Below are 17,428 nucleotides of genomic sequence, written 5' to 3'. Positions count from 1 at the left end.
GCGGTGCCGGACAGGCCCGCGATGTCGCTACCGCGCTCGGTCAGCGCACGTGCACGAAGACCGGGTTCGAGTAGAACCACAGGTCGTCCCACGGGCTCTCCAGCCCGTCGGCGAGCGGTTCGGCCTCGTCGGTGCTGGTGCCACGCACCCGCGCGTAGGTGTCCGCCTCGACATTGCGCAGGGTGTGCCGGATGACGTAGCTGTCGCCGTGCCGACGCCAGTCCCGCGGGCCGAACCGGGCCGCCACAGTCGTGGTGGGGTTGGTGTCGGCGTCCAGGCTGGCGCTCGGGCCGGTGATCTGGCCGACGATCAGGTCGACCCGGCGGACCTCGGGCCGGTCGCCGTTCGCGTTCAGCCCACCCAGCGGACGGAACGTGATCTCGATCTCGACATCGGTACGGCTACGACGGCTCACGGTGATCGTCTCGCCCACCTCGGCGGTCCTGCCCTGGGAGGTGGCGGTGACGTCGAGGCTGCGGATCAGATCACCGGTGGTGACCCAGATCCGGCCGTTGCGCAGGCCGTCCATGATGTCGCCGTAGTCCTGGCGGGCGTGCACGTACGTCTTGCTGTACTCGCCCGGCCAGAAGTCGGAGCCGCCGCGGGTCCAGTGCACGTGCGAGTCCGAGGTCGCGGTGATCCACCAGCGCCGGCCCTCGCCGAGCAGTGAGTCCCACAGGCCGCCGACCCGGGCGGTCATCTGGTCGAAGCCGCCGTAGGTGGGGTGGTTGCCGTACCCGCCCCGCTTACCACCGTTGAGCGGGCCGGCCTGGTGGCCGGGCGCTCCCTCAAAGCCGATGTAGACGTCCGGCGCGGCGTTGTTGCCGTTGCGGAACTCGCGCGGGGTGTCCTGACCGTAGACGCCGAGACCGGGCGCCGAACGGGACGTGTGGTGGGCGATCACCAGCGGCTTGTGCGGCATGCCCCGGGCGACCTTGAGGAACTCCACCATCTTGGCCTCGGTGTCGCGGGCCGGGTCGGTGGGGAACGCGTCGTACTTGGCGAACCGGCTCTCCAGCTCGAAGAGCTGCTTCGCCTCGTCGTCGTGGCGCGGGATCATCAGCGTGTGGTGGTCCAGCGAGGGTGCGTCGAACTCCATGCCCCAGAACTGGAGCACCTCGGGGACCAGCTTGCGGGACCGCAGCAGGTCGGGGTAGGCCTGCTCGATGTTCACCTTCGAGTGGGTCGGTCCACCGTGGTCGGTGCACATCGCCCAGGTCAGGCCGAAGTTCTTCGCCATGATGGCGTTGGTGACGATCGGGTAGACCGCGTCCGCGCCCTTGTGGAAGACGATCGGGGACTTCGTGGTGTCGAACTCGCCGCTGTACTCGGAGTGGATGTGGTGGTCGCCCGCACGCCACGCCCGGTTCCGGGAGTCACCCCGGTCGGTCTTGTCGTCGTCACCCGGCCGGCGGTCCTCGTCGGCCCACGCCGCGCCGGCGCTGACCAGGGGGCTGGCCGCGGCCAGCGTCGCGCCGACGCCCGCGTACTTGACCAGCTTGCGCCGGGACAGCTGCGCGTGCTCGGTCTCTTCGGGATGCTTGTCTCTCACGTGAGAGCCTCTCCTCGATCAAGCGAATGCTCTTTCGATCAAGGAGCCTCGGAGAGGGCGGTGAACGGCCGCCGTACGCGACGGGTGCGCATGATGAACACCCGCCCCCGACCTGCGCGCAGCGCCGGGAGGGGCAGCACGGGGTGACCCCGCGACCGCGCGGAGTGTCCAGTCGGGACCGGTCACGGCCGGGCCGGGTCAGGGTGCCACGGACCGTGCGATGCCGCATCGACCCGGGTTCCTCACGACCGGTTGCCGGTCAGATCCGGGCGCGGGGCAGCCAGCCCAGGAATCGGAGCCGTACCCGAGGCAGCGGCAGCGTGGGCAGGTCCTCGGCGGCCGCGACGAGGCAGGATCCGAGATAGACCGCGAGGGAAGCGCGTGCTCCACCAAACTCGGCCAGCAGTTGGCTTTGCTTGGTGGCGCAGGGCCACTCGCGGCCGCATCCGGTGCAGGTCCAGCTCGGCGGGTTGGGCAGGTGCTCCGGCAGCTTGGCGCGGCGGTACCGACCGACGACGCTGTTGTCCGAGCGCACGTCGCGTCGCCATGACGCGGGACCGTCGTTGCGGTGGGGCGCCGGACGGGCGCCGGGTAGGTAACGCCCGACGGTGCCGAAGAGCACCCCGACCCGGATCAGCGCGTCCGGTCCGAGATGCTGGGTCAGTAACGCGGTCATCAGGTAGTGCCCCAGCAGGTCGAAGGCGTCCCGGTTCAGACCCAGGTCACGGCAGAGGTCGACGAAGTCCGGCGTGGCCAGCGGCACCCGGTCGTCGAGTGCCCGGCGAAGCACCGCACGCAGCCCACCCCCGAGCCGCTCCAGTGCGTCACCCTCGCCCAGACCCAGGCTGTCCTCGTCCGCAACCCGGGCCAGCGCCTCGCCGACGGCCAGCCGAACGACGCGGTCAGGATCAGTACTGTCCAACGGTTCCCCCCTCTGCGGGTCGGCCTACCGCCGGTGACCCGGTCATCCTCCGACGAATCATGAACAAGATTTCGCTGTCAGCCCCGAGGGTGGCTAGGACCGCAGACGCAGAACCATTCGCCGCGCTAGCCGGAAAACGAAGTCGAGCTGCCGACACATCACAGTGATTCGCAGGACGGCACCTCGGCGATTGTCGTATGGTGACATTCCCATCTACAGATATAGCGTTCCAGAGTCACGTAATGGTCAGACCAGATCCGACACCTCAACCGGTCGCTGCCGTCCGCTCGCGACGCTCCACCTCACCTCACCTCACCTCACCTCACCTCACCTCACCTCACCTCACCGCACCGCCGGCCAGCCACGTGCCGGGCCACCGCCGACCACCCCGGCATGTCCCGAACCTGCCGTCGGCACCCGTTCCAGCACCCGGCGGCACCTCCACCGGACGGAGACAGCGGATGACGTCATCGCCAGTGCAGACCCACCAGTTCGACAGTCGCGACCCGGCGGTAATCCAGGAATTCCTGTCCGCCACGTACGACCCGAAACTGCGCATTCAGAGCAGGAACCGATACCGGCTCACCCACCACCGCGTCGACACCGGTCCCTTCGCCATCGCGACCACCCGCCAGACCGGGCGCCTCGACATCGACGCCAGCACCCTCGGCGGGCTGGTCATCGGTCGCACCCGCACCGCGCACGTCAACCGGTCCTGTGCCGGATCGACCCACCGGTTCGGCCCCGGCGAGGTCTTCCTGGTCACCAGGCCGGATGAGCCGTGCACCGTCCGCTGGCATCCCGGTGAGGTGGAGCTCTGTGTACTGGACCTGTCGGTGCTGGCGCAGGTGGCCACCACCGCGCCGGCCCGCCGGCCCGGCCGGATCGAGTTCACCGAGCTGGGTGCCGCCGGCGCGGCCCTCGCCCGGCAGTGGCGCAACACCACCAGCTTCGTCCGCGACGTCGTCCTGAACAGCCCGGCCGCCGGGGCGCAATCGCTGGTGATCGGCAACGCCGCCCGGATGCTGGCCGCGGCGGCGCTCGCGGTCTTCCCGAACACCGCGTTCACCGAACCGACCGCCGCGGACCGGAGCGACGCCACAACCGCCACGCTACGACGGGCGATCGCGTTCCTGGAGGAGCACGCCGACCGGGACATCAACGCGGCCGACATCGCCGGCGCCGCCGGCGTCTCCCTCCGGGCGGTACAACTCGCCTTCCGCCGCCATCTCGGCACCACCCCCATGGCCTACCTGCGTCGGGTCCGGCTCGTCCGCGCACACCACGACCTGGTACGCGCCGACCCGCACCAGGAGACGGTCTCGGCGATCGCCAGTCGGTGGGGATTCGCCAGCCACAGCAGGTTCACCGCGCGGTACCACGCCAGCTTCGGTGTGCCGCCGCGCGAGACGCTGAACACCTGAGACAGGTCGCGGTCCGCTTTGACAAGGCGCTGCACGACGAGTTGATCGCGATGCTGGCGCGCGACCAGGCCGACCGCGAGGGCACGCCGCAGAGCGAGTCCGACCAGGCCCGTACCGCGCGATTGAAGGAGATCATCCGTAACCACGGCTGGCCGACCTTCGCCCTGGTGGGCGAGGACGGCGGCAACGCCGCCTGGGCGATCGCCCAGCACTCCGACCAGGATCCGACCTTCCAACAGGAGGCACTGGACCTGCTGCGGGCGGCGGTGGCCGACCGCCAGGCATCGCCGGGCAACCTTGCCTACCTGGAGGACCGGGTCGCGGTGGGCAAGGGCGAGCCCCAGGGGTACGACACGCAGATCCGCTGCGGACCGGACGGTCCTGTCCCGACGACTCCGATGAGGGACGAGCCGCAGGTCGAGCGGCGCCGGACCGAGGGCGGCCTGCCGACCCTGGCCGAGATGACCACGATCTGCGCGCAGGACGGCACCTAGCGCGGCGGCCTGCGCCCAGGACGGCACGTAGCGCGGCGTTGACCGACGGGTCGGCTGCTAGCCCCGGTCGCGTTCGCCGCTGTCGCGGGCGGTCTGCAGCTCGGGCACCGAGGCTTCCAGCAGGTCGGCGAGGCCGCGCAGTTGCTCGGCGACGCGGGCGCCCAGGGGGGTCAGCGAGTATTCGACCCGCGGCGGGATCGCGGTGAGCACCTCGCGGGTGAGCATTCCGTCGCGTTCGAGGGTCTGCAGGGTCTGGGAGAGCATCCGCTCGCTGACCCCGTCGATGCGCCGACGCAGCGCGTTGAACCGGTAGCGGCCCTCGCCGAGCGCCAACAGAGCCAGCGAGGCCCACTTCGAGGTGACGTCCTCGAAGGCCGCACGGGAGGTGCACCCCCGGGCGAAGACATCGCTGACGAATTCCTGGGTAGGCCCCGCCGGGTCCTGGGCCGGCATGTCGCTCACCTCACCAGCCTAGCCCACGCTACTTCTTGGTTAGTGCTGTAGATTCGTAAGTGCCTGCTGATCTGTCACTGCCTCCGGAGGTTCCCATGCCCACCTACGCCGTCACCGGCGCCACCGGCCGACTCGGCCGCCTGGTGATCGAGCAGCTGCGCGACAGCGGCGTACCCGCCGCCGAGATCGCCGCCATCGTCCGCAGCCCGGAGAAGGCCGCCGACCTGGCCGCGCGCGGGGTCGAGATCCGCAAGGCCAACTACGACGACCCGTCGACGCTGCCCGGGGCCGTGGCCGGCGTACGCCGGCTGCTGCTCATCTCCGGCGACACTCCCGGTCAGCGCGTCGCGCAGCACACCGCGGTCATCGACGCCGCCAAGCTCGCCGGGGTCGAGCGTCTCGTCTACACCAGCATCCTGAGGGCCGACACCACAGCGAACCCGCTCGCCCCGGAGCACAAGGCCACCGAGGAGGTCCTGGCCGCGTCCGGTCTGGCCTACACCGTGCTGCGCAACGGCTGGTACACCGAGAACTACACCGACCAGCTGCCGCAGTACCTCGGATCCGGCACGATCCTCGGCGCCACCGGCGGCAGCAAGATCTCCGCCGCACCCCGGGCCGACTACGCGGGCGCGGCCGTGGCCGCGCTGACCCGGGCGGAGGACGGCAACGCCGTCTACGAACTGGGCGGCACCGCATTCACCTTCGACGAGCTGGCCGAGGCCGTCACCGAGGTGACCGGCACCAGAGTCGTCCACCAGGACATGACCGCCGCCGAGCTGGCCTCGGCCCTGGAGAACGTCGGCCTGGACGCGGGCACCGCCGGTTTCGTCGCCGCGCTGGACCACTCGATCGCCAACGGCGAGCTGGCGACCGACAGCGACGACCTCAGCCGCCTGCTCGGGCGGCCGAGCACCCCGCTGCGCGACGCCATCCGGGCCGCGCGGGCCTGACCGGTTCAGCCCGAAGCGGGCGGCGGCACCCCGGCCGCCGCCGCCCGCCACGCGGGGAAGGCGGCCACGTACCCTCGACGACATGGCGCGGCATGTCGACGACCAGCCCTCCCCACACAGCGGACCGCCGCGTCGGCACCCGGCGCGGTCCGAACTGGACAGCCCGGCGTCGGGCCCGGTGAGCGGCGGCGACTTCGTCGTCCGCGCCGCCGTGCCGCAGGACGACCCCGAGCGGGTCTTCGACGTGCTGTGGCAGCTCGCGCCCGACGACGCACGGCCGGACGCCGGCCGGTTGGCGAGCGCCTGGCGTGACCTGCACGCGCAGGCTGGCCGCCGCCTCCTGCTGGCCGCCGCAGGGGACACCTTCGTCGGCACCCTCGACACCCTCGTCGCCCCCAACCTCACCCACGGCGCGCGACCGTACATGGTGGTGGAGAACGTGGTGGTCGTACCCGAATGGCGCCGTCGCGGGGTCGCCCGGGCGCTCATGCTGGCGGCGCTCGGCGACGCGACAGCGGCCGGCTGCTACAAGGTCCAACTGGTGTCGAACGCCGCGCGCACCGACGCCCACCGGTTCTACGCGTCAATCGGGTTCGCGCAGTCCGCTGTCGGCTACCGCCGATACCTCACCACCGCGCCGTGACACCGGCCGCTCCCAAGTCCCGGCCGGCTACTCGGCCTCGTCCTGCTCGTCGGTGAGCTCGGCCAGGGCGTCGGCCGCGTCCCGGTTCCCGCCGTCGGCGAGCCGGCGAAGTTCGCCGACGTCCGCCCGCTCCGTGGCCACCTCGACAAGCTGGTCAGCGGCGTCCCGGTCACCGTCCCTGGCACGTTGGCGCAGGTCGGCAAGATCAGGGTCGGACATCGCGCACCTCCCGCGGTTGGCGCGGGGTCGCCGGGTCCCGCTCACCATCGAGAACCTAGACCAGCGGGCGTCGCGGTGGGCGGAGGAACGGCGGACACCACCTGTCCGCCGAGGCGGTCAGCCCGCCTCCGTCGACTCCACGAGCAGCAGACCGGTCAGCAGACCGCGCAGGGTCCGCTCGACGAGATCCGCCCGGGGCGCCGGCCCGGAGGGCCGACTGAACGCCGCGACCAGGTGCGGGTACGCCGCGAGGTCCACTCCGGCGAAGCCGGACGCCCCGGCGGCGGACTCGCGGCGGGCGAAGAGGCTCACGACGCCGGTCATCATCGCGATGGCCTCGAACTTGGCGGCCGCCGGACAGTGCACGGGTTCCAGGATCCGGAGGCAGTTGTCGAACCAGGCCAGGCTCTGCGGGCCGATGCCGGAGGGTCGGTGGATCACGTCGAGCAGCCACGGGTGGGCGCCGAACAGCGCCAACTGGCGCCGCCCCAGCAGCACCATCGTCGCCAACCAGTCGCCAGCCACCTGCGGGTACGGGCGCAGCTCCCCCACCGCCCGGTCGGTCATCAGGTCCAGCAGGTCGTCGCGGGACGACAGGTAGCGGTAGAGGGATCCGGCGCCGGTGCCGAGCGCGGCGGCCACCGCGCGCATCGACACCGCGGCCAGCCCCTCGGTGTCGGCCAGGGCGATGGCAGCCACGACGATGCTGTCCCGACTGTGCGCCGGAGCGGGGCCGCGGCTGCCGCGTTCGGGTCTGCTCCAGATCGGCTGCCGGTCGGGGCCGCCGCTCGCGGCTGTGTCACTCACTGATCTACTGTAAACTGCAAACTTTGTTCGCAGTTGATGTCGGTGCCGAACCCGTGGACCGGACGTCGTCTCCGCCGGCGACACCGGGGCGGGCGAGTCGGCCCCGAACCGGCACGGTCGCCCAGCGTCGTTGATCTTGGATAGTCTGGTGGGCATGCCCGCACACCATCCGCACCGCCATGACGACGGCCGGAGGTGGGCCACCGCGGCGGCGCGCCTGATCGAGCCGGCCGACTGGTGAGTGACGCACCCGTGCCCGCCCCGCGCGGTGGTTCGTCCACGCCACCGCGGCACCGCCCAGGCTGGACCGACCGTTGCGACCGGCTCGCCCGGTCCCGCCCCTTCGAGATCGCCATCGTCGTGGTCATCCTCGCCAACGGCATCGTCCTCGGCCTGGAGACGTACGACGACCTGAGCCCGGCGGGCACCGCGCTGCACGGGCTGGAGCTGTTCTTCCGGGCCGTCTTCGTCGTCGAGATCGCCGTCCGGCTGGCCGCCTACGGCAGACGCCCACAGGACTTCTTCCGGCACGGCTGGAACGTCTTCGACTTCGTGGTGATCGCGGCGATCTTCATCCCGGGCCTGCACGGCGACCCGGCGCTGCTGCGGGTCGTGCGGGTCGCCCGCATGGTCCGCCTGGTGCGGTTCTCGCCGGGTCTGCGGACCATCGTGTCCGCGCTGTGGCGCAGTCTGCCCGGTGTCACCGGGTTCCTCGCCCTGGCCGTGGTGACGCTCTACGTGTACGGCATGGCCGGCTGGCTGATCTTCGGCGACAGGTATCCGGAGGAGTACGGCGACATCGGCCGGTCGCTGCTGACATTGTTCGTGCTGTTGTCGCTGGAGACGCTGCCGGACCTCATCGAGCAGGGCATGGCGATCTCACCATGGACGCTGCTCTACTACGTCAGCTACGTGGTCATCACCGTCAACCTGCTGCTCAACATCCTCATCGCGGTCATCGTGAACTCCATGGAGGAGGCCCGCCGGTTGGAGATGACCGAGCGGCTGGCCCCCGGGTACGACGAGGACGGCGACGGCGTGCCGGACGAGGTGGACCGGATCGCGCTCACCCAACGGTTGGACGACCTGCGGGCGGTCATCACCGAGTTGGAACGGGAACTGCGCATCGACCGGGACGACGGGCACGGCCGACCCCACCGGGACAACGCCCGCGCCGGACGGTGATCCGACGCTCGCGCTGCGTCTTCGGGTTCGGATAGTGTCGACGGCGGTCCCATCGGCCTCCCTGAAGGGGTAGCGGCATGACGACCAGTGTCGACAATGCCCAGACCGCCACCGATCCCACTGACACGCTCGGCACGGTGATCGACGAGGTGATCCGCCCGCAGGCGCCGATCGTCGACCGGGACAAGGCCTTCCCCCGTCCGGGCGTCGACGCTCTCGCCGCGGCCGGCCTGCTCGGCCTGGCCTCCTCGACCGAGGTCGGTGGCGCCGGCCACGGCATGCGGGCGGTCGCCGAGGTCATCGAGCGGCTGGCCGCCGAGTGCGGGTCCACGGCGATGGTGGTGCTCATGCACTACGCGGCGACCGCCGTCATCGAGGCGCACGGCCCGCGCGACGTCCGCGCGGCCATCGCCGCCGGGGATCACCTCACCACGTTGGCGTTCTCCGAGTACGGCTCGCGCAGCCACTTCTGGTCGCCGACCGGCACCGCGACAGCCGCCGACGGCGACACCGTCCGCCTCGACGCCCGCAAGAGCTGGGTCACCTCGGCCGGCGAGGCCAACAGCTACGTCTGGTCGAGCCTTCCGCTGACCCGCGACGCCGGCCCGATGACGCTGTGGCTGGTGCCGGCCGACAGCGCCGGCCTGCGCGTGACCGGCGACTTCGACGGGCTGGGCCTGCGCGGCAACGGCTCTCGCCCGATGACCGCCGACGGGCTCCGGGTTCCGTCGACGGCGCGGATGTCGGCCGACGGCGCCGGGCTCGACACCGCGCTCGGCGCGGTACTGCCCTGGTTCCTGGTGCTCAACGCCGCCTTCTGCCTCGGTCTCGCCGACAGCGCGGTGGCCGAGGCCAGCCGGCATCTCACCAGGACCACGCTCGCGCACACCGGCGCCGCCCTACGCGACGCGCCCGTCACCCGACGCGACCTCGCCCGGCTGATGATCCGTACCGACGCGCTGCGCGCCTTTTTGGGCGACACGCTCACCGCACTGGAGACCGGCCGCGACGACGCCATGCTGCGGGTGCTCCAGGTCAAGGCGCTCGCCGGCGAGACCGTCGCCGACGTGACCGATGGCGCGATGCAGCTCTGCGGCGGCAGCGCCTTCCGCAAGGAGCTGGGCCTTGAGCGCCGTTTCCGGGACGCCCGCGCGGCCCGGGTGATGGCACCGACGACCGACGCGCTGCACGATTTCGTCGGTCGGGTCGCCACCGGGCTGCCCCTGCTCGACGAGGCCAACCGCTGATGCCCGCGCCAACCGTTCTGCTGGGCGCGGTCGCGTACGACCCCAAGGTGGTGACCATCTGGGAGGGGTTCCGCACCTGGCTGCGCGGGCGCGGCCTGGACTTCGACTTCGTCCTCTACTCGCACTACGAACGACAGGTCGAGGACCTCGTCGCCGGGCGGATCGACGCGGCCTGGAACTCTCCCCTGGCCTGGCTACGGGCCGAGCGGCTGGCCGCCGCCAACGGCACGACCGTCCGCGCGCTCACCATGCGCGACACCGACCAGGACCTCAGCTCGGTCGTGGTGGTTCGCGCGGACTCGCCGGTGCGCCAGATCGCGGATCTCGCCGGACGGGTGGTCGCGGTGGGGGCGGTCGACAGTCCACAGGCGACGCTCATTCCGCTGGGTCACCTCGCGGCGGCCGGGGTCACTGTCGACGTTCGCCGCTTCGACGTGGGTGTCGGCCTGCACGGCGACCACATCGGCGGCGAACGGGACGCGGCCCGCGCCCTGGCGGCCGGGGAGGTCGACGCCGCCTGCATGATCGACGCCAACCATCTGGCGTTCGTCCAGGAGGGCACGTTACCGCCCGAGGGCACCCGCATCGTGGCGCAGACCGCCCGCTACGACCACTGCAACATGACGGTCCGCGCGCCGGAGTCGGACGGGGTCCGCCTGTTCGGCACGCTGCTGCTCGGCATGTCGTACGCCGATCCGCAGGTACGCCCGCTGCTCGACCTGGAGGGGCTGACGGCCTGGCGGGAAGGTCGCACCAGCGGCTATGACGCCCTCGCCGACGCTGTCCGCGTCAGCGGCTTCTACTCCCCCGACGGGCGGGTGACGGCCCCGGACTACCGGCCGTGAGCGCGACACCGGTCACCGAGGTCGACCTCGGCGACCTGGGTTTCGGCCGGGGCGCACACCTGCTCGTGCAACGCGCGCTGACCGGGCTGCCGCCCGGCGGCCGGTTGGCGGTCACCGGCCGCGACCCGGCGTTGCGCGTACACCTGCCCGCCTGGTGTCGTGGCCGGGGCCATCGGGTCGAGTGGCCGGATCGGGGCGACCAGAGCGACCTCGTCGCGGTGGTGGTCCGGGGTTCAGCGGACGACGACCGCTGGTTCGGCGCGGAACGGGCCGGGCCGGCCCTGCCGTCGGCGCTCAGCAGCCGTCCGCCGGCGCGGTGGGGGCTCGGCGCCCGGGGCGCGCTTTTCGAAGCGGGTGGGCCCGAGGCCCGCTTCGACCTGGACGACCGCGACCTGGTCTGGGCCGACATCGCTCCCCACCTGTACGCGCAGGCCGCCGCGCGACAGTGGGACCCGCAAACGGCGGTGCCGTGGGACGACCCGTTCGCGCTGCCGGCGGACGTCGAGGCCGCTGTGGTGCAGGTGATGACCTACCTGGTCGAGAACGAGCAGGCCGCTCTCGTCGTACCGGCCCGGTTCGTGGGGCGCATCCATCCGCACTTCCGGGAGGTGGTGCAGCTGCTGGCCGTGCAGATGGCCGATGAGGCCCGGCACATGGAGGTGTTCAGCCGGCGGGCGCTGCTGCGGGGCGCCGAGCTGGGCACGTCGTCCGCCGGCGGCCGGCAGTCGCTGTTCACGCTCGTCGCGGAGTCGGACTTCGCGTTGGCGTCGTTCCTGCTCTCCGTGCTCGGCGAAGGCAGCTTCGTCGACCTGCTCTCGTTCCTGCACGACAACGCCCCGGACCCGGTCACCCGCCGGATCTGTTGGCTCGCCAGGCAGGACGAGCGCCGGCACGTGGTGTTCGGCGTGGCACACCTGGAGCATCAGGCGCAGCTGGATCCGCTGCTACGGGACCGGCTGCGGGCGGCCATCCACCGCCGCCACGACGCGCTTGTCGACACCGCGGGCCTCAACGCGGACGTCTTCGACGCGCTTGTGGTGCTGGCGGCGGGTGGTTGGCATCCGGACGACGTGTCCGCCGGCTTCGACCGGGTGCGGGCTCTGCAACACGCGATGGATCAGGGCCGCCAGCGCCGCCTCGTCCGGCTGGGTTTCCGGCCGGACGAGGCGGCGGCGCTCTCCGCCCTGCACACCCGCAACTTCATGTAGGCGATCCCCGCGCGCGCGAAACGGTGTGCGTCGGGATTCCGCAGTACGGTGGAGCGGTCATGAACAGGGATTCCAGCGCGGTCCGCGAGGAGTTGCTGCGGCTGCGCGAGCAGACCGAGGCTCAGGCCACCGCCCTGGACGCCGACCTCCGGAGCCTCTTCGAGGCGTCCCGGTCGTCAAACGCCGATGACGAGCACGACCCCGAGGGCAGCACGATCGCCTTCGAACGCGCGCAGCTCAGCGCCGTCCTGGACGCCACCCGTCGACGCCTGGCCGAGCTGGACGTCGCGCTGCGACGGGTCGACGACGGCAGCTACGGAGTGTGCGAACGGTGCGCCCGTCCGATTCCCGCCGAGCGGCTGGTCGCCCGCCCGTCCGCGCGTACGTGTGTCGCCTGCGCCAGCCGACGGTGACGGCGCCCGTCGACAGCGAGGAAGGCGGGCACCACGTGGTCAGCTGGCGCAACAGCCTCCCGCGGGCACGGACGCGGGATCGAGGGCGAGGAGGCTGATCGGCGCGGACCGCAGCCCTCCGGAGATGCCGGTGGACAGTCCACGCCCCGTCGGTTCCGGCCCGCAGCAGTCGTCGCCGCTCGCCGAGTCGGCACGGTTGCTGTTGCACACGCCGGTTTCGGGCAGGTCGAGCTGGACGGCACGGGCGGCGGCCCAGTCGCCGGCCAGCGCGGCGACCACGGAGCGGACCTGCTCGTAGCCGGTGGCCATGAGGAACGTCGGCGCCCGACCGTAGGACTTCATGCCGACGGCGTAGTAGCCCTGCTCCGGGTGGGCGAGCACGTCCACGCCGTGCGGGGGCACGGTGCCGCAGGAGTGCTCGTTGGGGTCGATCAGCGGGGCCAGGGCGCGGGTGGCGCCCAGCACCGGGTCGAGGTCCAGCCGCAGCTCAGCGGCGATGGTGTGGTCGGGGCGGAAGCCGGTGGCAGCGACCACCCGGTCGACGGTGATCGACTCGGCGCTGCCGTCGCCGTGCCGTAGGACCACGCTCAGCCGGCCGTCGGTCGGGGTGAGCGCCTGCACGGAGAACCCGGTGAGCAGTCGGATCCGGCCGGCGTCGACGTGCGCACGCAGTCGTGCCCCGAGCGCGCCCCGCGCCGGGAGGGCGTCGGCGTCCCCGCCGCCGTAGGTGCGCGTTGGTGTGGCGGCCCGGATGGCCCAGGTCACAGCGGTGTCGGGCTCGGCAGTGGCCAGCTCAGCCAGGGACAGCAGGGTGTTCGCGGCCGAGTGGCCGGCGCCGACCACGAGGGTGTGCCGGCCGACGAACCGGCCCCGGTCGGCGCCGAGCACGTCCGGCAGCGCGTGTTCCAGGTGCGCCGCCGCGTCGGCCTCCCCTCGCGCGGGCAGGCCGGACGCGCCGAGGACGTTCGGCGTACGCCAGGTGCCGGAGGCGTCGATGACGGCGCGGGCGACCAGCTCGTCGCCGTCGGCGAGGCGGACCAGGAACGGCGCGGCGTCGCGCCCGGCGGTACGCAGCCGGTCCAGGCCGAGCCGGCTGATCGCCTCGACGCGTGCGCCGTACCGCAGGTGGGGCTTGAGTTGCGGCATCTGCGCGAGGGGTCGGAGGTAGTCGTCGACCAGTTCCGCGCCGGTCGGCAGCGCTTCCGGATCGGGGGCGACCCAACCGGCCTCGTCGAGGAGCCGGCGGGCGGCCGGGTCGATGTTGTACCGCCACGGCGAGAAGACGCGCACGTGCCCCCACTGGCGTACGGCGGCACCCGGGCTGTCGCCGGCTTCGAGGACGGTGAAGGGCAGCCCGCGCTCGTGCAGGTGCGCGGCGGCGGCGAGACCGGTGGGGCCGGCGCCGATGACGACGACGGGGAGTTCGTCCAGAGCGTTCATCAGTGGCTCCTCGGTGTGTTGGCCCGTTTCAGGGGTCATGGATCGTCAGGTGATGGTGGGGCTGCGACGTTCCAGCAGCACGACGTCGCGCCAGCGGTCATGGTGGCGACCGACCCGTTCGCGGACGCCGATGACCCGGAATCCGGCCCGCTGGTGCAGGGTGAGGCTGGCCGTGTTCTCCGGGAAGACTCCGGACTGGATGGTCCAGATGCCGGCGGCCTCGGTCGAGGCGATCAGCGCGGCCAGCAGCAGTCGGGCGATGCCACGGCCCTGGGCGGCCGGGTCGACGTAGACGGAGTGTTCGACCACTCCGGCGTAGACCGCGCGGGTCGAGGTTGGCGAGACGGCGATCCAGCCGAGGACCGTCCCGTTGCTGTCGACGGCCACGAAGCGGTGCGCGCTCAGGCGGGCGGTGTCGAACGCCGCCCAGGTCGGGGCGGTGATCTCGAAGCTGGCGTTGCCGGCGTCCAGACCGGCCTGGTAGATCGCCAGGACCCGGGCGGCGTCGGCGTCGGTCATGGGCCGCACGGTGATGTCGACCATCAGCAGGCTCCTTCCGGGCAGGCGACGACGCCTGTCTCGACGTCGGTCGAATCAGAGAGTTGCACGCTGATTAGATAGGTGTCAACCTAGAGGAATGTCGAATCAAGCGACCCAGGATGCGGTCTGCTGCCCACCGCTGGCCGAACGCCGCGTGCCGGCCGAGGCCGCCGCGGTGCTCGCACCCGCGTTCAAGGCCCTCGGCGATCCGGTGCGGCTGCAACTGCTGTCGATGATCGCCTCCGCCGAGAGCGGGGAGATCTGCGTCTGCGACCTGACCCCCGCGTTCGACCTGACCGGTCCGACCATCTCGCACCACCTCAGGACACTGCGCGAGGCGGGGCTGGTCGACGCCGAGCGCCGGGGCACCTGGGTCTACTACAGGGCACGGCCGGCCATCCTGGGCCAGCTCGCCGCACTGCTCGCCGTGGCACCGGCGACATGACGACGACCTTGCCGAGCGCCCCGGCCGAGAGCGCCGTCGTCGGCCGCCTCTCCCGACTCGACCAGTTCCTACCCGTCTGGATCGGGCTGGCGATGGCCGTCGGCCTGCTCCTCGGTCGCCTGATCCCCGGCCTGAACAGCGCCCTGGACGCGGTGCAGATCGGCGGGATCTCGATACCGATCGCGGCCGGTCTGCTGATCATGATGTACCCGGTGTTGGCGAAGGTCCGCTACGACCGGCTCGACACCGTCACCGGCGACCGGCGCCTGTTGATCTCCTCGCTGGTCCTCAACTGGCTCGTCGGCCCCGCGGTGATGTTCGCCCTGGCCTGGATCTTCCTGGCCGACCAGCCCGCGTACCGCACCGGGCTGATCATCGTCGGTCTGGCCCGCTGCATCGCCATGGTCATCATCTGGAACGACCTGGCCTGTGGTGACCGGGAGGCCGCCGCCGTCCTGGTCGCGCTGAACTCGGTCTTCCAGGTCGTCGCCTTCGGCCTGCTCGGCTGGTTCTACCTCTCCGTGCTCCCCCACTGGCTCGGGCTCTCCGGCGCCAAGTTGACGATTTCGGCCTGGGACATCGCCGGCAACGTGCTCATCTTCCTCGGCATCCCGCTGCTCGCCGGCTACCTCACCCGCCGCCTCGGCGAGCGCACCAGGGGCCGCGACTGGTACGAGGCCCGCTTCCTGCCCAGGATCGGCCCGGCCGCCCTCTACGGGCTCCTGTTCACGATCGTGATCCTGTTCGCCCTACAGGGAGACGCCGTCACCAGCCGACCCCTGGACGTCGTCCGCATCGCCCTGCCCCTGCTGGTGTACTTCGCGCTGATGTGGGCCGGCGCCTACGCCCTCGGCCGGGCCATCGGTCTCGGCTACGAGCGCACCACCACCCTCGCGTTCACCGCCGCCGGCAACAACTTCGAACTTGCCATCGCCGTGGCGATCGGCACCTTCGGAGTCGCCTCCGGCCAAGCCCTCGCCGGGGTCGTCGGCCCGTTGATCGAGGTGCCCGTCCTGGTCGGGCTCGTCTACGTCTCCCTGTGGGCGCGCCGCCGCTTCTTCACCACTCCTTGATTGAGAGGCACCACCGTGAGTGACAAGCCCAGCGTCCTGTTCGTCTGCGTCCACAACGCCGGCCGTTCCCAGATGGCCGCCGGCTGGCTGCGCCACCTCGCCGGCGACGCCGTCGAGGTCCGCTCGGCCGGCTCCGCGCCGGCCGAGACGGTCAACCCCGCCGCCGTGCAGGCCATGCGCGAGGTCGGCATCGACATCACCGACCAGACCCCCACACTTCTGGAGTACGCGACCGCGGAGTCCTCCGACGTCATCGTGACGATGGGCTGCGGCGACACCTGCCCGGTCTTCCCCGGCAAACGCTACGAGGACTGGCAGCTCGACGACCCGGCCGGCAAGGGCGTCGACGCCGTCCGCCCGATCCGCGACGAGATCCGGAGCCGGGTGGAGAAGCTCCTCACCGACCTGAACCGAAGCTGAACGCGCCGCCCTCTCGATCAGGTGATGAGAAGTAGCTGTCGGAGTCGGCCTTGAGCCACTTCTCATCACCTGATCATGGGCAACGCGTCGTGGGCCCAGGGCTAGAAGTCGTCGTCGAAGGCGACCGTGCCGGTCACCCCGACCTGGTACGCCGACACCCGCCGCTCGAAGAAGTTGGACAGCTCCTGCACGTCCTGCAACTCCATGAAGCCGAACGGGTTGCTCGACCCGTAGTGAGGCGCGATGCCGAGCTGGGCGAGGCGGCGGTCGGCGACGTGCTGGAGGTACTCCCGCATGTCGGCCAACGTCAGACCGGGCACGCCGTGGCCCACCAGGTCCTCGGCGAACTGCACCTCACACTCGACCGCCTCGATGAGCATCCGGCGGACCTGGTCGGCGAGGTCGTCGTCGAACAGGTCCGGTTCCTCGGCGCGGACGGTGTCGACGACGTCGAACGCGAACGCCATGTGCATCGACTCGTCGCGGAACACCCAGTTGGTGCCGGAGGCGAGGCCGTGCAGCAGGCCGCGGGAGCGCAGGAAATAGACGTACGCGAACGCGCCGTAGAAGAACAATCCCTCGATGCAGGCGGCGAAGCAGATCAGGTTGAGCAGGAACGTCCGCCGGTCCTCACGGGATCGCAGCTCCCGCAGGTCGTTGAGGGAGTCGATCCAGCGGAAGCAGAACTCGGCCTTGCGACGGATCGAGGGGATGTTCTCGATGGCGGCGAAGGCCTCGAAGCGCTCGGTCTCGTCGGGCACGTACGTGTCGAGCAGGTTGAGATAGAACTGGACGTGCACGGCCTCCTCGAACAGCTGCCGGGACAGGTAGAGGCGACCCTCGGGGCTGTTGACGTGCTGGTAGAGGTTGAGCACCAGGTTGTTGGCGACGATGGTGTCCCCGGTGGCGAAGAACGCGACCAGGCGGCTGACCAGGTGCCGTTCGGCCGGCGACAGCTTGTCCAGGTCGGCGAGGTCGGCGTGCAGGTCGACCTCCTCCACCGTCCAGGTGTTGCGGATGGCGTCGCGGAACCTGTCGAAGAAGTGCGGGTAGCGCATCGGGCGGAGGGTGAGGTCCATCCCGGGGTCGAGCAGCATGTGCGTGGTCCTCGTGTCGGCGGTGCTGAGATCGGTGGCGATGTCGGC

At 71.4% G+C, this 17,428-nt stretch carries 20 protein-coding genes; 12 read left to right on the top strand and 8 right to left on the bottom strand.

The features are described 5' to 3' along the window. Window positions 1–40: 40 nt before the first annotated feature. Window positions 41–1,552 (bottom strand): phosphoesterase, encoded by a 1,512-nt coding sequence (locus tag ABZU74_RS24350; protein WP_355428029.1) that lies wholly within the window; start codon window positions 1,550–1,552, stop codon window positions 41–43. Between the two features lie 259 nt (window positions 1,553–1,811). Next, window positions 1,812–2,474, bottom strand: coding sequence for a hypothetical protein (locus tag ABZU74_RS24345; protein WP_355428026.1), 663 nt, complete (start codon window positions 2,472–2,474; stop codon window positions 1,812–1,814). Window positions 2,475–2,935: 461 nt separating this feature from the next. Here ABZU74_RS24345 and ABZU74_RS24340 point away from each other — a divergent pair, with 461 nt between their 5' ends. Together ABZU74_RS24340 and ABZU74_RS24335 are read left to right on the top strand one after the other, a co-directional pair. Further along, complete coding sequence (locus ABZU74_RS24340; protein ID WP_355428023.1) at window positions 2,936–3,898, top strand: helix-turn-helix transcriptional regulator; 963 nt, start codon at window positions 2,936–2,938, stop codon at window positions 3,896–3,898. A gap of 50 nt (window positions 3,899–3,948) precedes the next feature. Further along, entirely contained in the window at window positions 3,949–4,392 is a 444-nt protein-coding gene (locus ABZU74_RS24335; protein ID WP_355428020.1) for a DUF6624 domain-containing protein, read from the top strand. A 57-nt stretch (window positions 4,393–4,449) separates the two neighbouring features. Here the strand turns inward: ABZU74_RS24335 and ABZU74_RS24330 are convergent, their stop codons facing one another. Further along, entirely contained in the window at window positions 4,450–4,845 is a 396-nt protein-coding gene (locus ABZU74_RS24330) for a helix-turn-helix domain-containing protein (RefSeq protein ID WP_355428150.1), read from the bottom strand. A gap of 95 nt (window positions 4,846–4,940) precedes the next feature. On the opposite strand from ABZU74_RS24330, the gene ABZU74_RS24325 reads away from it, so the two are divergent. After that, window positions 4,941–5,798, top strand: a complete 858-nt coding sequence (locus ABZU74_RS24325; protein ID WP_355428017.1) for an SDR family oxidoreductase — start codon at window positions 4,941–4,943, stop codon at window positions 5,796–5,798. A gap of 82 nt (window positions 5,799–5,880) precedes the next feature. Continuing rightward, window positions 5,881–6,441 carry a GNAT family N-acetyltransferase gene (locus ABZU74_RS24320; protein ID WP_355428014.1) on the top strand — a complete coding sequence of 187 codons (561 nt, stop codon included), beginning with the start codon at window positions 5,881–5,883 and terminating at the stop codon, window positions 6,439–6,441. Between the two features lie 27 nt (window positions 6,442–6,468). On the opposite strand, the gene ABZU74_RS24315 is transcribed toward ABZU74_RS24320, so the two are convergent. Together ABZU74_RS24315 and ABZU74_RS24310 are read right to left on the bottom strand one after the other, a co-directional pair. Then, window positions 6,469–6,660 carry a hypothetical protein gene (locus ABZU74_RS24315; protein ID WP_355428011.1) on the bottom strand — a complete coding sequence of 64 codons (192 nt, stop codon included), beginning with the start codon at window positions 6,658–6,660 and terminating at the stop codon, window positions 6,469–6,471. Between the two features lie 117 nt (window positions 6,661–6,777). Continuing rightward, window positions 6,778–7,467, bottom strand: a complete 690-nt coding sequence (locus tag ABZU74_RS24310; RefSeq protein ID WP_355428008.1) for a helix-turn-helix domain-containing protein — start codon at window positions 7,465–7,467, stop codon at window positions 6,778–6,780. A gap of 237 nt (window positions 7,468–7,704) precedes the next feature. On the opposite strand from ABZU74_RS24310, the gene ABZU74_RS24305 reads away from it, so the two are divergent. The 5 genes from ABZU74_RS24305 to ABZU74_RS24285 all read left to right on the top strand — a co-directional run bounded on the left by ABZU74_RS24305 (window position 7,705) and on the right by ABZU74_RS24285 (window position 12,365). Beyond that, the gene (locus tag ABZU74_RS24305) at window positions 7,705–8,652 is read left to right on the top strand and encodes an ion transporter (RefSeq protein WP_355428005.1); all 948 of its coding nucleotides are present in this window, start codon (window positions 7,705–7,707) and stop codon (window positions 8,650–8,652) included. 77 nt (window positions 8,653–8,729) lie between these two features. Beyond that, window positions 8,730–9,899 (top strand): acyl-CoA dehydrogenase family protein, encoded by a 1,170-nt coding sequence (locus tag ABZU74_RS24300; RefSeq protein WP_355428002.1) that lies wholly within the window; start codon window positions 8,730–8,732, stop codon window positions 9,897–9,899. Continuing rightward, window positions 9,899–10,744, top strand: a complete 846-nt coding sequence (locus ABZU74_RS24295) for a PhnD/SsuA/transferrin family substrate-binding protein (protein ID WP_355427999.1) — start codon at window positions 9,899–9,901, stop codon at window positions 10,742–10,744. The genes ABZU74_RS24300 and ABZU74_RS24295 overlap by 1 nt, the downstream gene beginning before the upstream one ends. Further along, window positions 10,741–11,952 (top strand): ferritin-like domain-containing protein, encoded by a 1,212-nt coding sequence (locus ABZU74_RS24290; protein WP_355427996.1) that lies wholly within the window; start codon window positions 10,741–10,743, stop codon window positions 11,950–11,952. Before ABZU74_RS24295 ends, ABZU74_RS24290 begins: the two co-directional genes overlap by 4 nt. Window positions 11,953–12,011: 59 nt before the next feature. Beyond that, the gene (locus tag ABZU74_RS24285; protein ID WP_355427993.1) at window positions 12,012–12,365 is read left to right on the top strand and encodes a TraR/DksA C4-type zinc finger protein; all 354 of its coding nucleotides are present in this window, start codon (window positions 12,012–12,014) and stop codon (window positions 12,363–12,365) included. A gap of 39 nt (window positions 12,366–12,404) precedes the next feature. Here ABZU74_RS24285 and ABZU74_RS24280 read toward each other — a convergent pair whose 3' ends face one another. Beyond that, entirely contained in the window at window positions 12,405–13,805 is a 1,401-nt protein-coding gene (locus ABZU74_RS24280) for an FAD-dependent oxidoreductase (protein WP_355427990.1), read from the bottom strand. 45 nt (window positions 13,806–13,850) lie between these two features. Beyond that, the gene (locus ABZU74_RS24275) at window positions 13,851–14,348 is read right to left on the bottom strand and encodes an N-acetyltransferase family protein (RefSeq protein WP_355427987.1); all 498 of its coding nucleotides are present in this window, start codon (window positions 14,346–14,348) and stop codon (window positions 13,851–13,853) included. 94 nt (window positions 14,349–14,442) lie between these two features. Between ABZU74_RS24275 and ABZU74_RS24270 the strand changes: the two genes are divergently transcribed. Genes ABZU74_RS24270 through ABZU74_RS24260 form a run of 3 tightly spaced genes read left to right on the top strand, consistent with a single transcriptional unit; the run spans window position 14,443 to window position 16,283 of the window. Continuing rightward, a complete protein-coding gene (locus ABZU74_RS24270; protein ID WP_355427984.1) occupies window positions 14,443–14,790 on the top strand; it encodes a metalloregulator ArsR/SmtB family transcription factor in 348 nt (115 codons plus the stop codon). Then, complete coding sequence (gene arsB / locus ABZU74_RS24265) at window positions 14,787–15,863, top strand: ACR3 family arsenite efflux transporter (protein ID WP_355427981.1); 1,077 nt, start codon at window positions 14,787–14,789, stop codon at window positions 15,861–15,863. The genes ABZU74_RS24270 and arsB overlap by 4 nt, the downstream gene beginning before the upstream one ends. Before the next feature lie 15 nt (window positions 15,864–15,878). After that, window positions 15,879–16,283 carry an arsenate reductase ArsC gene (locus ABZU74_RS24260; protein WP_355427978.1) on the top strand — a complete coding sequence of 135 codons (405 nt, stop codon included), beginning with the start codon at window positions 15,879–15,881 and terminating at the stop codon, window positions 16,281–16,283. Between the two features lie 101 nt (window positions 16,284–16,384). Here the strand turns inward: ABZU74_RS24260 and ABZU74_RS24255 are convergent, their stop codons facing one another. Next, window positions 16,385–17,380: a ribonucleotide-diphosphate reductase subunit beta gene (locus tag ABZU74_RS24255; RefSeq protein WP_355428147.1), complete on the bottom strand. Its 996-nt coding sequence runs from the start codon at window positions 17,378–17,380 to the stop codon at window positions 16,385–16,387. Window positions 17,381–17,428: the final 48 nt, after the last annotated feature.

It is taken from the genome of Micromonospora sp. NPDC005171, from assembly GCF_040608575.1.
GTDB lineage: Bacteria > Actinomycetota > Actinomycetes > Mycobacteriales > Micromonosporaceae > Micromonospora.
This window is presented reverse-complemented; position numbering and strand designations above follow the sequence as displayed.